Origin of the sequence: Pseudomonas sp. 06C 126 (assembly GCF_001855215.1) — a bacterium.
GTDB classification, from domain to species: domain Bacteria; phylum Pseudomonadota; class Gammaproteobacteria; order Pseudomonadales; family Pseudomonadaceae; genus Aquipseudomonas; species Aquipseudomonas proteolytica.
In genome coordinates this window covers 54,042-68,541 of record NZ_MIFU01000080.1, presented here as the reverse complement: position 1 = coordinate 68,541, position 14,500 = coordinate 54,042, and the positions used below count along the sequence as shown (strand labels likewise).

The following is a 14,500-nucleotide window of genomic DNA, read 5'->3' as shown; positions in this document are numbered from 1 at the left end:
AGCAGTCCCACATACCGGGGGACAACTCGGCGACAAGTCTAACAGAACTTGCCTACACGTAAGAGATATTTGCACCGAACTAAGTTTCAGTACTGTCCGCAAATTTCTCACGTAATTTATCAAGAGCACGTTTGTAACGCATTTTTGTAGCACTCAAACCCATATGCATAATGTCAGCGATTTCCTGAAATTCCAGTTCTGCGACAAATCGTAGCACCAGAATTTCCCGGTCAATCGGGTTCACATGCACCAGCCAGCGATCAAGTCCGCCCTTCTCCTCGGGTGCCGGCGCCTTTTCTTCAGACGCTTCCTCAAGGGGGTCCAGACTCAATGCGTCCATCAAGCGACGCTTTCGCCGTTCCTTACGATACTGCGTGATGCACTCGTTGTACGTGATGCTGTAGAGCCAGGTTTTGAACTTCGATTTACCCTCGAAGTTCTTCAGGCCATACAACACCTTGAGCATCACTTCCTGACAGACATCATCCGCATCACGATCGTTCCCTAAATATCTTGAACAAACGTTGAACAGAGTGCGTTGATACCTGCGCATCAATTCTTCGTACGCGCGTGTTACGTGAAACAGCTCCGTGTGCGAGCGCGCGACCAACTCCTCATCAGAGAGCTCACGGGGGTCATAGCGCGTGGACAGCGTTTGGGCTTTATTCAAAACAAGTCGTGCCGACAGTCAGGTCAATGTCCGCCACATCCTGGATAGCCAGGATCGCGGCGGCGTACATTAGCAGGGTTTGCCGGGTTAGCGGCTACTGACCTGCTGTTCCAGCAGAACCCGATTGGACAGCGACACTAATTCGCCATCATCGGTCAGCAGGGTGGTTTTCACCGTGCCGATCTCTTCAATCTGCCCTTCGACCTCGCCAACACGCACGCTTTGCCCCACCTGATACAACTCACGCACATAGATTCCCGCAAGAATCTGCCCGGCAATTCCCCGGCTTCCCAAACCCATGGCCAGCGCAACGGCCAGACCAACGGTAATCAAAACGATCACAATCACATGGTTGAGCAGGTCAGTCTTGACCTCCAACTGGCTGATCGCCACCGAAATACTGATGATGATCACCAGCCCTTGGGCAATTCGCCCCAGGCCACCTGCATAGTCCAGGCCTACGCCTTCAGCGGCGCCGCGCACCAGGCCATTGGCCAGTTGCGCCAGCAGAACGCCGACCAGCAACACCAGCGCGCCGCCGAATACTTTCGGCAAATACAGCGCCAGCATGTCGAGCGTAGCTGAAACTCGCTCAAGTCCAAGGGATTGCGCCGCAGAAACCAGAAAAATCAGCAAAACAAACCAGTAGACGATCTTGCCGATCAGTGTCGAGATCGGCACTTGCAGCCCGGCGCGCCCCAGCAACTTGGTCAATCCGGTGCCGGCCATCAAACGATCGAGGCCCAGCTTGGCGAGCAATTTGGAGAGCAGGGTGTCGAGCAGCTTGGCCACGACAAAACCCAGCAGCACCAGCACCAGCGCACCAAACAGGTTGGGAATGAAATTCGCCACCTTGGTCCACAACGCAGTCATTGCAGTGACCAGACTCTGCGTCCAGAGATCAAGTTCCATATTCAATCAGCCTTATCAGCAGTGCGAGCAATAGGTTTACGACGAGAAACAGGCGATACGTGGGCCGAACCATTGTTCAGCGCCATCATCAGTGCCGGTAGCCAACGGCCGAGCAGACCAAACAGGTCGCCCGCGCCCACCTGGCGGTTGGCGGTTTTCAGTACGCGCCCCAGGCAAGCATCGTCGTCACGGTTGGACGGCGAAGCGTTAAGCATGTCACGCAAAGACTGTTCAAACGGATCGTGCATAGGGACCTCTCGCAAGTGATTTAAAAGACGAGGGCAAAATTCGTCTGGTCACATGACCTCTCCTGCCGTTCAGGTCACGTTCAGGTCAAACCCAGCGTAAACGTCGAAACAGCCACCACTGCCCAAGGGCCACCGAGACCATCAACAAGCAGGCAATCGCGAAGCCATAGGGGCTCTCGGAAAACGGAATCCCCCCTACGTTGATCCCCAGCAAGCCGGTCAGGAAACTCATCGGCAAAAAGATCCCGGTGATGATCCCGAAGCGGTACATCGTGCGGTTCATGCGCACGCTCAAACGCCGATCCTCGGCCTCCAGCACCAGCCCCACGCGCTCCCGGCTCAATTCCAGCTCTTCCAGGTAACGGGTCAGGCTGTTATTCAATTCATTCCAATAGTCAGCATCGTCATCGACGAACCAGGGCAGTTTTATGCGTGTCAGTTGCGCGAAAATATCGCGCTGGGGTGCCAGGAAGCGCTTGAGCGCGGCGGCCCGCCGACGGATCTGCAGGACGCTGCCATGCTCCGGGGTATACCGTTCGTCGGTATCCAGTTTTTCTTCTTCGATATCGACGATTTCAGACAAGTCGCTGACCAGATCCTGCACTTTATTGGTCAGGTACTGCGCCATGTACAGGATCAGCTCGGAAGCAGTCCTGGGGCCTTTCCCATCCGCCAACTGCACCAGCAACTCATCGGTAGCGCGCAAGGGCCGCAGACGCAGGGAAATGACCCGGTCAGCCGCAGCAAAGATACGCACCGACACCATGTCTTCCGGCTCCGCCCCCGGGTTGAGGTTGATCCCACGCAGAAACAGCAGCAACTCGTCGTCCGGTAGCGGCAGTAAACGTGGCCGGGTGTTCTCCTCCAGCAGCAGGTCACAGGCGAACTCGCTCAGGCCACTGGATTTGCGCAACCAGGTCTGGGTCTGGGGATGACTGCGATCCCAATGCAGCCACAGGCTTTCCTGGGGCTGCATTTGCAGGTCGTCAAGCTCAGTCCGGGCAATCGAACGCGCACCGCCTTTACCGTCCAGCACGAGGGCGTGTACCAGCCCCCACTGCGCGTTTTCTTCCTCGAACATCCTCACCCCTGTCGGCTATTGCAGTTATTCAGGCATTTTCAACGGGCTGGGCGAAACAATCACGCCATTGTTATCGGCATAGACATATTCACCGGGACGGAATGTCACGCCCGCAAATGTCACGGCCCCGCCCAGGTCGCCCACGCCTTGGCGATGGCTCTTTTTCGGGTGGCTGGCCAAGGCCTGCACGCCCAGGTCGGTCTGGGCGAGCACGTCCACATCACGCACACAGCCGTAGATCACCAAGCCTTCCCAGCCGTTCTTTGCGGCTCGATCGGCGATCATGTCGCCCAGCAAGGCGCAGCGCAATGAACCACCACCGTCGACCACCAGCACTTTGCCGGTGCCATCGAGTTCGGCCTGTTCCTTGACCCTGGAGTTGTCCTCAAAGCACTTGACGGTCACGATCTGGCCACCGAAGGAGTCCCGCCCCCCAAAGTTGGCGAACATCGGCTCCAGCACCTGTACCAGGTCCGGGTAGGCGTCACACAGGTCGGGGGTAACGTAATGGTTCATCGAAAAACTCCTGTCGGTGAAAGAAGGTGTCGAACATCCACAGCTACATCAAGAAAACGCATCGCAACCGGCATTCTTTAAGACATGCCGCTGCAAGGGCGACAATGATCAGACCCGCCAGGCTGTAACGCAATAGCCACTGCGCGACTGAATATGACCAGAATAGCCCGGTGCGTCATATCTTAGCCGCAAGCCACCTCAAGCGAAACGCCCTCTTTAGAGCCTTTCTTCAGACAGCCGCCGGCACCTGCACCTGTGCACCCGCCAAAGGTGTCAGGGGATCTTTCAGCCAACGCTGCACCAACGGCCATACTTCGGCCTGCGCCGCTTTACTCACCAGCATCTCGACATGCCCGAAATCACCGCTGAACCCTTGCTTGCGCCCCAGGCACAGGTATTGGCGGTGCTCGCTGCCCACTTGGTCAAACAGCTTGCGGCAGGCCCAGTCCGGGTCTTGATGATCGCCAGCGGCACTCACTGCCAGCAGCGGTATATCGACCTCGGCCAGGCCTTTCCACCAGTCGCGCTCGGCATCGCCAAAACGCCCGAACAGGCCGTGCCAGCGCATGCTTTCCAGGGCCAGGCCGATGGGCTCGTCTTCCGGGCCACGCTTGAGTCGCGAACCGGAAAGCTGGGCAAAGCGCTTCAAGATCAAGCGCCCACCCCACTCCACCGGCGGAATTTTCAACGGCCAGTAAGTGCGACTGACCTGGCAGCCAAACAGCGCCACCGACGCCACGGCCGGCGCCCCCAGATACTGGCCGCCCAGCGCTGCCGCCAGGGTCGTGCCGCCCAACGAGTGACCGATCCAGTGCGGGATCTGCGCACTTTGCTCACGCACAAAGGCGGCGATGGCCGGTAAATCGTAACGAGCATAGTCGGCGACACGATTCTTGGCGTAGTCCTGGTTACGTCGGGAAAGCCCGTGACCACGCATTTCCGGGATCCATACATCAAAGCCCTGGCGCGCCAGATACGCCCCCAGGCCAATCCCTTTGGGCGAATACCAGAAACGGCGATTGGAAAAGCTGCCATGTACCAACACCACCGGTACGCCACGACTTTGCGCGACATCGGCCAGCCCCAGGCGTGTCACCGCCAGTTCTACGGTGCTGTCGGGGCTGTTGCCAGGCTTGAGGCGGTAGACATCTTCACTCAGATCGCCACGACGCTCAGCGCTGATCAAGGCGACGGGAAACAGGTTGCTGCTGCTTTGCATAATGTTCTTGCACAAAAAAGGGCGGCGTCCGGAAGGAGTTCCGCCCTGTACAGAATGAGAAATGCCGGCCAGCCATATAGGCCGACCGGCAGATGGCAATTACGCCGAGGCTTGGCCTTCAGCCAGGAAGAACCAGGTTTCCAGCACGGAATCGGGGTTCAGCGAGACACTTTCGATGCCCTGTTCCATCAGCCATTTGGCCAGGTCCGGGTGATCGGAAGGGCCTTGGCCACAGATACCGATGTACTTGCCAGCCTTGTTGCAGGCCTGGATGGCGTTGGCCAACAGTTTCTTGACCGCAGGGTTACGCTCGTCAAACAGGTGGGCGATGATCCCGGAGTCGCGATCCAGGCCCAGGGTCAGTTGGGTCAGGTCATTGGAACCGATGGAGAAGCCATCGAAGAACTCCAGGAACTCCTCGGCGAGGATGGCGTTGGACGGCAGCTCGCACATCATGATCACGCGCAGGCCGTTTTCGCCACGGGTCAGACCGTTCTCAGCCAGCAGGTCGACCACCTGGCTCGCTTCGCCCAAGGTGCGCACGAAGGGCACCATGATCTCGACGTTGGTCAGGCCCATCTCGTTGCGCACACGCTTGAGGGCGCGGCATTCGAGCTCGAAGCAGTCACGAAACGCTTCGCTGATGTAGCGCGAGGCGCCACGGAAACCCAGCATCGGGTTTTCTTCTTCCGGCTCGTAAAGCTTGCCGCCGATCAGGTTCGCGTACTCGTTGGACTTGAAGTCCGACAGGCGCACGATGACTTTCTTCGGCCAGAAGGCCGCCGCCAGGGTGCTGATGCCTTCCACCAGCTTCTCGACGTAGAAGCCAACCGGGTCGTTGTAGCCGGCGATGCGCTTGTCGACGCTGTCCTTGATTTCCACCGGCAGGCCGTCGTAGTTCAACAGGGCCTTGGGGTGCACGCCGATCATGCGGTTGATGATGAACTCCAGGCGGGCCAGGCCCACCCCGGCGTTCGGCAACTGCGCGAAGTCGAAGGCGCGGTCAGGGTTGCCGACGTTCATCATGATCTTGAACGGCAGGTCGGGCATGGCATCGATGGAGTTTTGCTTGATGTCGAAGCCCAGTTCACCTTCAAAGATGAAGCCGGTATCGCCTTCGGCGCAGGATACGGTGACGCCCTGGCCATCCTTGAGCAGTTGGGTCGCGTTGCCGCAACCGACCACGGCCGGGATCCCCAGTTCACGGGCAATGATCGCCGCGTGGCAGGTACGCCCGCCACGGTTGGTGACGATGGCGCTGGCGCGCTTCATCACGGGTTCCCAATCCGGGTCGGTCATGTCGGAGACCAGCACGTCACCCGGCTGGACCTTGTCCATCTCGGACACGTCCTTGATGATCCGCACCTTGCCCGCGCCGATGCGCTGGCCGATGGCACGGCCTTCCACCAGCACGGTGCCGGTTTCCTTCAACAGGTAGCGTTCCATGACATTGGCCGAAGTGCGGCTTTTCACGGTTTCCGGACGTGCCTGGACGATGTACAGCTTGCCGTCATCGCCGTCCTTGGCCCACTCGATGTCCATCGGGCACTTGTAGTGCTTCTCGATGATCATCGCCTGCTTGGCCAATTCACTGACTTCGGCATCGCTGAGGCAGAAGCGCGCACGCTCGGCCTTGTCGACATCAACGGTTTTCACCGAGCGACCGGCCTTGGCCTCGTCGCCGTAGATCATCTTGATAGCCTTGCTGCCCAGGTTGCGGCGCAGGATCGCCGGGCGACCGGCCTCAAGGGTGTGCTTGTGCACGTAGAACTCGTCCGGGTTGACCGCGCCTTGTACGACGGTTTCGCCCAGGCCGTAGGCGCCGGTGATAAACACCACGTCACGGAAGCCCGATTCGGTATCCAGGGTGAACATCACACCGGCGGTACCGGTTTCCGAACGCACCATGCGCTGCACGCCGGCAGACAGGGCAACCAGCTTGTGGTCAAACCCCTGATGCACGCGGTAGGAAATGGCGCGGTCGTTGAACAGCGAGGCGAACACTTCCTTCGCTGCGCGGATGACGTTTTCTACGCCACGGATGTTCAGGAAGGTTTCCTGCTGGCCGGCGAAAGAGGCGTCGGGCAAATCTTCGGCGGTGGCCGAGGAACGCACGGCGACAGCCATGTCCGGGTTGCCCGCCGACAGGGTGGCGAAGGCGGTGCGGATTTCTGCGTTGAGCTTCTCGGGGAACTCGGCTTCCATGATCCACTGGCGGATCTGCGCGCCAGTCTTGGCCAGAGCGTTGACATCATCGACGTCCAACGCGTCCAGGGCAGCGTGGATCTGGTCGTTGAGACCACTCAGTTCGAGGAAGTCGCGATATGCCTGGGCCGTGGTGGCGAAACCACCGGGCACTGAGACACCGGCGCCCGCAAGATTACTGATCATCTCGCCGAGGGATGCGTTCTTGCCCCCCACATGCTCTACATCATGGACGCCGAGCTTATCGAGGGAAACTACGTACTCTACCAAGGTGATCTCTCCACTAACTGTGTTGGAAAAGCTCAGGGCGCCGGGGGCTCAATAGGAGCATTTACCGGCGTTTGTGGCCTGGACCTGGAAAATAAGTGAGAATGCGGCCCACTGTGGGACGGCAAAATCGCGCCTATCATATCCAAGATTCGTCATCAGCTTAAGGCCCAAGGCTCAAATGAAACGATCTGCTTTCTTTATCTCCGATGGCACCGGCATTACCGCCGAAACCCTGGGTCAGAGCCTGCTGGCGCAGTTCGAAAGCATTACCTTCGCCAAATTCACCCGGCCTTATATCGATAACGTGGATAAAGCGCGGGCCATGGTACAACAAATCAATCTGGCCGCCGAAAAAGACGGTGTACGCCCGATCATTTTCGACACCATCGTCAACCAGGACATCCGTGAGATCCTCGCCACTTCCAATGGTTTCATGATCGACATCTTCTCGACCTTCCTTGCGCCCCTGGAACAGGAGCTCAGTGAGCATTCCTCATACTCCGTGGGCAAGTCCCATTCCATTGGCCACAATTCCAACTATATGGAGCGGATCGAGGCGGTGAACTTCGCCCTGGACAACGACGACGGCGCCCGCACCCACTACTACGACAAGGCCGACCTGATCCTGGTCGGCGTGTCGCGCTGCGGCAAGACCCCGACCTGCCTGTACATGGCCATGCAGTTTGGCATCCGCGCGGCCAACTACCCGCTGACCGAAGACGACATGGAACGCCTGCAACTGCCGGCGGTGCTGCGCAAACATCAGCACAAGCTCTTCGGCCTGACCATCGACCCGGACCGACTCACGGCCATCCGTAACGAACGCAAGCCCAACAGCCGCTATTCGAGCTATGCCCAGTGCGAATTCGAAGTGCGGGAAGTGGAAAACCTGTTCCGCCGGGAAAACATTGCGCACATCAACTCCACGCATTTTTCGGTGGAAGAGATTTCGGCGAAAATCCTTGTAGAAAAGGGTGTTGAGCGGCGCTTCAAATAACCCGTAGCCGCTAATGTGGCGAGCCCATTTGCCACATTAGCCCGTGCGCCACAACTGGGTTCACAGGTGAAAACGGTCCCCACCCTGCCCCAGCGCCGTGGCCAGCGCGTCAAATCCCGCCTTCAGCAATTGATCATCCCCCGACGTATTGCAAATGCTCGCCCGGATAAACTGCGGTACCGCCGTCTGCCCCACGGCAAAGGCTTCGGCCGTGGCGATCAGGTAATTATTCTGCTTGAGTTCTGCCTCGATTTCCGACGCTCGCCAAGGCTCAGGGACTTCAATCCAGAAGTGCGGGCTGTTGGGGTGCGTCCGGTATTCCAGGCCGGCCAGCAGGCCTGCGACCAACGCTTTGCGCCGGCTGATTTCATTGATCTGCTGATGCAACAGGTACTCTGCCGTGCCGTTTTCAATCCACTGCGTGGCCAGTTCCAGGGTCACTGGTGTGGCCATCCAGCAGGTTGAACGCAGAGCCGCAGAAATACGGCTGACCAGCGCGGGCGGTGCATGCACATACCCCACCCGCAAGCCCGCCGACACGGCCTTGCTCAGGCTGCTGATCAGAATCGTGCGCTCCGGGGCAAAATGGCTCAGGGGCGGCGGGCGATCTGCCACCAACACCCCATGCGCCTCGTCCTCCAAGATCAGCAGATTGTGCTCACGACAGACCTTCACCAGCGCCTCACGGCGGGCCACCGACAACACCGCGGTCGTCGGATTCTGGATGGTCGGCGTGCAATACAAGGCCGATACCCGGTGATTGCGACAGACCTCCTCCAGAGCTCCCGGCAACACGCCTTCCTCATCCATTTCCAGACCGATCAGGCGGATGCCGAGCATCCGCGCGGCGGTAATCAGGCCCGGATAGGTCAATTGCTCGGTGACTACCGTGTCGCCCGCACGCACCAACGCCATCAATGCGCACAGCAGCCCGTGCTGGCCGCCGTTGACACAGATGACCTGCTCTGGAATCGGATGAAAGTCACGCTGCACCAACCATTGCGCCCCGGCCGCGCGGTAGCGTGGCAGGCCGGCGTCCGGGGTGTAGGCGCTGATGTCCTGCAGGAACTTGGCATTCTTGGCCAGGGTTTCAAAGCCCTGGGCCAGGAACGTGGTCTCCTGCCCCGGGATATGCATATTGCGGCTCATATCGAAGTACTGGCGCGGCTCCTCGCTGACATTGCGAAAGCCTTCGTCACGCTGGCGCTCCATCCCACGCTTACGTACGAACGTTCCGTCACCCACTCGCGCCACCACCAGACCCAGGCGTTCCAGTTCGCCGTAGGCGCGGCTGATAGTGCCGATGGTCACCCCAAGATTGTCAGAAAGCACCCGGTGAGGCGGCAGTTTGCGCCCAGGCTCAATCAGACCTTCGAGGATGCCCCGTTCCATGACGTCAGACAGGCGTTTGTACTTCACGCCCTGCCCGCTGGACAGCCCCTCTCGCATAATTGACACCATGTCAATATTTGTTTTGACAGCCATCATTCGCCCTAATAGTGTGCTTTTACGGGTTCAATCACCGGGTGAAACCTCTAATTACAAGTTCAATATAGAGTTCAATTCCGGCTCAGGGAAGCAATAAACGATGCCAATGTCCGCCGTTCTCGAAAATACCGACAAAACCAAATCCCCCAAACAATGGCTGGCTGGCCTGATCACCAGTGTGATGTTCCTGATTGTCTGCCTGAGCTGGGGCACCACCTGGTTGGGGATCAAGATCGCGGTGGAAAGCGTGCCGCCCCTGACGTCGGCGGGGTTGCGCTTTTTGATCGCCTTCCCACTGTTTCTGTGCTTTGCCTTTCTGCGGCGCGAGCCGATCCTGTTCCCCCGGGAAAGCCGCTGGTTCTTTGTGTTCGTGACCCTTTGCTACTTCAGCGTGCCCTACTACCTGCTCAACTACGGCGAGATGCACGTCTCATCCGGGCTCACCGCGCTGCTGTTCAGCTGCATGCCGGTGTTCATCCTGATCTTCTCGGCACTGTTCCTGCGCGAGCGCATCTACTTTTCCCAGGTCGTCGGTATCGGCATCGGCTTCGGCAGCCTGTACATGATCATCCGCAGCCAGGGACTGCACCTTGACCACGCCGAATTCTTCGGCGTACTGGCAATTCTGACCGCCGCAATCCTGCATGCCTTGTGCTATGTCATTACCAAGCAAAAAGGCAGCGCCATCAGCGTGATCACCTACAACACCCTGCCCATCGGGATTGCCGGGCTGATGCTGTTTGTCGCCGGGCTGTGGTTTGAATCACCGACCTTCGAGGCCATCACCCTGCGGTCCTGGAGCGCCCTGTTCTACCTGGGCCTGGTGGCCTCGGTCGGCGGGTTTATCGTGTATTTCATGCTGCTCAAGCGCCTGAGCCCGATCATCCTGTCGTTCGTCTTCATTATTTTCCCGGTGTTCGCCGTAATCATCGGCGCCTGGTACGAAGGCCTGGAGTTGTCCCGGGACCTGATGCTGTACTCGGCGATCCTGCTGGCCGGCTTTGCCATCACCAAGTTGCCGATCGAAAAGTTGCTGGCAAAAGCCAATTGACCCTTTCCCCACCACGCGAGAGAAACATGGACGTCCTCCGCCAAACCGCCCTGGAACAGATCTACGCCCACGCCAGCAGCACCTACCCCGAAGAGTGCTGCGGCTTTGTCTTTGCAGACGGCAGCGTCTACCTGGGCAGTAATATCCAGAACGAGCTGCATCGCAAGAACCCCGAGGCCTACCCCCGCAGCGCGGCCAACGGCTACACCTTCTCGGTGACCGACACGCTGCTGATGAACAAGGCCTTTCGCACGTATAACCCGGTGGTGGTGATCTACCACTCCCACCCGGATGTCGGTGCGTACTTCAGTGACGAGGATCAGGACAAGGCCCTGTACATGGGCGAACCGATCTACCCCGTCAGCTACCTGGTGGTGGATGTCCGCCAGGGCAAGGCCCTTGGGTCGAAGCTGTTTGCCTGGGATGGCACGCACTTCGCCCTCAACCCCTTCAACGACCTGCAAACGGAGTTGTACATGAACGCTGTCTCTTTCCCCGACATCCTGGTCCGCGTGGCCAAGTTGCCAGAATCGACCCTCGAGGGTGCCGGATCGACATTGCGCGAAGTCATTGAAGACACCTGCACCCGCCACCCCCAACTGCGGGCGCACCTGTTCCACGAAAACAACGGCCAGCTCAAGGAGCATTTCCTGTTCACCGCAGGGGAAGAACTGATCGGCCCCGACGAGCCACTGCCCGCAAAGGCCAGAATCGAAGTGCTGCTGGCCACCTCCGGCGGCATGGACATCGAATCGTTGAGCAACGAGGAAGTGCAGCGCTATGTGCGCCATATCACCCTGCCCGGCGTTGGCCGCGAAGGGCAACTGAACCTGAAGAAGGCCAAGGTGCTGATCATCGGCACTGGTGGCCTGGGCTCGCCCATCAGCCTGTACCTGGCCGCCGCCGGCATTGGCACCCTGGGGCTGGTGGACTTCGACGTGGTGGAAAGCAGCAACCTGCAACGCCAGGTCGTGCACGGCAACAGCACCCTGGGCCTGCCCAAGGTCGAGTCCGCCAAGCACCGGCTGCAGGACCTCAACGCGCATATCCAAATCAACACCTACGACACCGCACTGAACGCCGACAATGCCCTGGAACTGGTCGGTGCCTACGACCTGGTGATCGACGGCACCGACAACTTCGAGACCCGCTACCTGGTCAACGACGCCTGCGTACAGCTGGGCAAGCCGCTGGTGTATGGCGCGATCTACCGTTTCGACGGCCAGATCAGCGTGTTCAATTATCAAGGCGGGCCCTGCTACCGCTGCCTGTACCCCCACGCGCCACCTGCGGAACTGGCGCCCAATTGCAGCGCCGGCGGGGTCATCGGCGTACTGCCCGGCGTGGTCGGGATGATCCAGGCCACCGAAGCAATCAAGTTGTTGATCGGCCTGGGTGACTCCTTGTCCGGACGGTTGATGCGCTTTGACGCGCTGGCCATGAAGTTCAGCGAAATCCGTTTCAAGCGCCGCGCCGACTGCCCGTGCTGCTCCGAACTGCGTGAAGAACAGCAACCCGCAGCAGCCGTGTGTGCCGATACCCTCCGCGCCCCCAGCCTGGCCGCAGAGCACTACATCAAGCCCCAGGTGCTCAAGCAGTTGCTGGAGCAGCGCAGCAGCGCCGATATCCTGCTGGATGTGCGCGACGCCAGCGAGCTGGAGGTATGCCAACTACCGGGCGTGCTGCACATCCCCCTGGCCCAGCTCGACGCGCAACTCGACAGCCTGAGCCGTGCAAACACCCATTACCTGATCTGCTATGCCGGCAGCCGCGCCGAGCAAGCCGCCAGCACCCTGCTGGCTGCGGGCTTTGCCAACACCCGGGTGCTGCAAGGCGGTATGAAACACTGGGTGCGCGACGTCGAACCCGACATGCCTTTGTACTGATCACGGGCCTTGGGGGGACTTATCTGATGCTGCATAACTCCATACTCGACGCCATTGGCCAAACGCCCATCGTGCGCCTGGAACAATTCTCCGAAGACCTCGGCATCGAGGTCTTCGCCAAACTTGAATCCCTGAATCCGGGCGGCAGCCACAAGGCGCGGATCGCCCTGGGGATGATCCTCGACGCCGAGCGCCGGGGCGTCCTGATTCGCGACTCGGGGCAGACCATCATCGAACCCAGCGGCGGCAACACGGGCATCGGCCTGGTCATGGCCGGCAATGTGCTGGGCTACAAGGTGGTGCTGGTGATTCCCGATAACTACAGCCCCGAAAAGCAAAAACTGCTGCGCCTGTATGGGGCCAAGGTGGTGCTCTCGGACAGCCGCCTGGGCAACAACTCCCATGGCGAAAAGTGCATGGAACTGCAGTTGGAAAACCCCAGCTTCGTCATGCTCAACCAGCAGCGCAACGGCGCCAACCCCCAGACCCATCGCGACACCACCGCCCCGGAAATCATCCGCGCCTTTGGCCAGCGCCAGGTCGACTACTTCGTCAGCGGCATCGGCACCGGGGGCCATATCACCGGTATCGGTGAAACCCTCAAGGCCACCTGGCCGCAGATCCGCGTGATGGGTGTCGAGCCCGAGGAGTGCGACCTGCTCAGCGACCGTCATGCGCCGCACCATATCCAGGGCCTGTCCATCGGCCTGATCCCGAGCATTCTCAACCTGAATGTACTGGACGGCATGCTCAAGGTTTCGCGCCTCGATTGCCTGGAAATGATGAAGCGCATCATGCGTACCGATGCCATCAGCCTGGGGCTGTCGTCCGCCGCCAACATGGTGGCCATCGCCAGGCTTGCCCCGGAACTGCCCACCGACACCGTCGTCCTGACCATGGTGTACGACAGCGCCGACAGCTATCTGCCCTGTTTCGAATAACGACAATTGCGGGGGTGCCTTCCATGGGAGGCTTTATCGACATGCAACAGTTGCACGATGAGCTGCTGACGCACCTCATCAAGACCCTCTCGCCGGCACAGATCTCACAACTGCAGCCACACTTGGCGGCATTGATCCAGCCAGCGGCGCAGGAAGTGGCCGAGGACCTGATCGCCTATGCCTGGCGCGACCCGGCGTCCAGGGGCCGGGGCGAATTGATCCTGGAGTCCTACGCCTCGTTCAAGGCCGTGCTGTACTACCGCTTGGCGCATCGGGTATGGAACCTTCCCGACCAGCCCCACGGCCAGTTCTGCGCCATTGCGCTGACTTTGAGCAACCAGGGCAAGATCCTGTCCGGGGCCGAAATCCACCCGGCAGCCCGCATTGGCCGGCGCTTTGTGCTGGATCATGGCTTTGGCACGGTGATCGGCGAAACCTGCGAGATCGGCAATGACTGCTACATCCTGTGCGGCGTGACCCTGGGCGCCCGGGGCATCGCCAACAACCCCGACGGCAAGCGCCACCCACGCCTGGGCAACAACGTCGAAGTCGGCTCGGGCGCGAGGGTGCTCGGGTATGTGCTGATCGGCGACGACGTGTTTATCAGCCCTTCCTGCGTCATCACCCAGGACGTGCCTGCAGGCACCAAGGTCAAGGTGGTCAACCAGATCCAACTGCAAAAGAACGACGAATCAGATGCCAGCAATTACCTCGGGGCGTTTGCCCTCGACGAGCGCCTGCATGTGGTCGGCGAAGTCAGCACCAGCCACCGGGTCACGGTGCTGGATGCCGACTTCCATCCGCTGTCCAGCCTGGTGCTGGAGCCAACGGTCAAGGAACGTCATCACCTGCAATTTCGCCTGCGCACGCTGCAGGCACCCACTTGCTCACCGCGCCTGCCCCTGAACCTGAAAGTGTGTGGGCCGAAGTTCGAGGTCACCCTGCTTTCCCCACCCGGGCTTAGCGCAATGGTGCGGCGCCTGCTGCAAACCAGCCCACTGATCGTTGGAGGTTGA

13 protein-coding genes are annotated in these 14,500 nt (G+C 59.8%); 5 read left to right on the top strand and 8 right to left on the bottom strand.

All coding sequences use genetic code 11. The annotated features are described in order from the left end of the window. Positions 1–79 precede the first annotated feature (79 nt). From sigX to ppsA, 7 genes are all read right to left on the bottom strand, one after another. Positions 80–670 carry an RNA polymerase sigma factor SigX gene (gene sigX / locus BHC62_RS12305; protein WP_029298270.1) on the bottom strand — a complete coding sequence of 197 codons (591 nt, stop codon included), beginning with the start codon at positions 668–670 and terminating at the stop codon, positions 80–82. 87 nt (positions 671–757) lie between these two features. Then, positions 758–1,582, bottom strand: a complete 825-nt coding sequence (locus BHC62_RS12300; protein ID WP_029298273.1) for a mechanosensitive ion channel domain-containing protein — start codon at positions 1,580–1,582, stop codon at positions 758–760. Between the two features lie 2 nt (positions 1,583–1,584). Then, on the bottom strand, positions 1,585–1,830 hold the full coding sequence (locus BHC62_RS12295; protein ID WP_029298275.1) for a hypothetical protein: 246 nt from the start codon (positions 1,828–1,830) through the stop codon (positions 1,585–1,587). A gap of 85 nt (positions 1,831–1,915) precedes the next feature. Continuing rightward, positions 1,916–2,911, bottom strand: coding sequence for a zinc transporter ZntB (locus BHC62_RS12290; protein ID WP_029298277.1), 996 nt, complete (start codon positions 2,909–2,911; stop codon positions 1,916–1,918). Positions 2,912–2,935: 24 nt separating this feature from the next. After that, complete coding sequence (rraA, locus tag BHC62_RS12285) at positions 2,936–3,427, bottom strand: ribonuclease E activity regulator RraA (protein ID WP_029298280.1); 492 nt, start codon at positions 3,425–3,427, stop codon at positions 2,936–2,938. Between the two features lie 229 nt (positions 3,428–3,656). Continuing rightward, a complete protein-coding gene (locus tag BHC62_RS12280) occupies positions 3,657–4,646 on the bottom strand; it encodes an alpha/beta fold hydrolase (RefSeq protein WP_029298282.1) in 990 nt (329 codons plus the stop codon). A 99-nt stretch (positions 4,647–4,745) separates the two neighbouring features. Next, positions 4,746–7,121: a phosphoenolpyruvate synthase gene (gene ppsA, locus BHC62_RS12275; RefSeq protein ID WP_029298284.1), complete on the bottom strand. Its 2,376-nt coding sequence runs from the start codon at positions 7,119–7,121 to the stop codon at positions 4,746–4,748. A gap of 178 nt (positions 7,122–7,299) precedes the next feature. Here ppsA and BHC62_RS12270 point away from each other — a divergent pair, with 178 nt between their 5' ends. Further along, positions 7,300–8,118 (top strand): pyruvate, water dikinase regulatory protein, encoded by an 819-nt coding sequence (locus BHC62_RS12270; protein ID WP_029298286.1) that lies wholly within the window; start codon positions 7,300–7,302, stop codon positions 8,116–8,118. Between the two features lie 60 nt (positions 8,119–8,178). Here the strand turns inward: BHC62_RS12270 and BHC62_RS12265 are convergent, their stop codons facing one another. Beyond that, complete coding sequence (locus tag BHC62_RS12265; RefSeq protein ID WP_070995177.1) at positions 8,179–9,603, bottom strand: PLP-dependent aminotransferase family protein; 1,425 nt, start codon at positions 9,601–9,603, stop codon at positions 8,179–8,181. 160 nt (positions 9,604–9,763) lie between these two features. Here BHC62_RS12265 and BHC62_RS12260 point away from each other — a divergent pair, with 160 nt between their 5' ends. From BHC62_RS12260 to BHC62_RS12245, 4 genes are read left to right on the top strand one after another with little or no spacing between them, the layout of a single operon-like run. Continuing rightward, positions 9,764–10,657, top strand: coding sequence for a DMT family transporter (locus BHC62_RS12260; RefSeq protein ID WP_166647876.1), 894 nt, complete (start codon positions 9,764–9,766; stop codon positions 10,655–10,657). A 26-nt stretch (positions 10,658–10,683) separates the two neighbouring features. Beyond that, positions 10,684–12,543, top strand: coding sequence for a molybdopterin-synthase adenylyltransferase MoeB (moeB, locus tag BHC62_RS12255; protein ID WP_070995167.1), 1,860 nt, complete (start codon positions 10,684–10,686; stop codon positions 12,541–12,543). Between the two features lie 26 nt (positions 12,544–12,569). Continuing rightward, positions 12,570–13,484 (top strand): PLP-dependent cysteine synthase family protein, encoded by a 915-nt coding sequence (locus BHC62_RS12250; RefSeq protein ID WP_029298292.1) that lies wholly within the window; start codon positions 12,570–12,572, stop codon positions 13,482–13,484. Between the two features lie 23 nt (positions 13,485–13,507). Beyond that, entirely contained in the window at positions 13,508–14,500 is a 993-nt protein-coding gene (locus BHC62_RS12245) for a serine O-acetyltransferase (protein ID WP_029298293.1), read from the top strand.

What these genes read in the sequence shown, in the direction of transcription:
- BHC62_RS12300 (WP_029298273.1), bottom strand. Translation starts at nt 1,582, where the DNA reads ATGGAACTTGATCTCTGGACGCAGAGTCTGGTCACTGCAATGACTGCG.
- BHC62_RS12295 (WP_029298275.1), bottom strand. Translation starts at nt 1,830, where the DNA reads ATGCACGATCCGTTTGAACAGTCTTTGCGTGACATGCTTAACGCTTCG.
- BHC62_RS12290 (WP_029298277.1), bottom strand. Translation starts at nt 2,911, where the DNA reads ATGTTCGAGGAAGAAAACGCGCAGTGGGGGCTGGTACACGCCCTCGTG.
- rraA (WP_029298280.1), bottom strand. Translation starts at nt 3,427, where the DNA reads ATGAACCATTACGTTACCCCCGACCTGTGTGACGCCTACCCGGACCTG.
- BHC62_RS12280 (WP_029298282.1), bottom strand. Translation starts at nt 4,646, where the DNA reads ATGCAAAGCAGCAGCAACCTGTTTCCCGTCGCCTTGATCAGCGCTGAG.
- BHC62_RS12270 (WP_029298286.1), top strand. Translation starts at nt 7,300, where the DNA reads ATGAAACGATCTGCTTTCTTTATCTCCGATGGCACCGGCATTACCGCC.
- BHC62_RS12265 (WP_070995177.1), bottom strand. Translation starts at nt 9,603, where the DNA reads ATGGCTGTCAAAACAAATATTGACATGGTGTCAATTATGCGAGAGGGG.
- moeB (WP_070995167.1), top strand. Translation starts at nt 10,684, where the DNA reads ATGGACGTCCTCCGCCAAACCGCCCTGGAACAGATCTACGCCCACGCC.
- BHC62_RS12250 (WP_029298292.1), top strand. Translation starts at nt 12,570, where the DNA reads ATGCTGCATAACTCCATACTCGACGCCATTGGCCAAACGCCCATCGTG.
- BHC62_RS12245 (WP_029298293.1), top strand. Translation starts at nt 13,508, where the DNA reads ATGGGAGGCTTTATCGACATGCAACAGTTGCACGATGAGCTGCTGACG.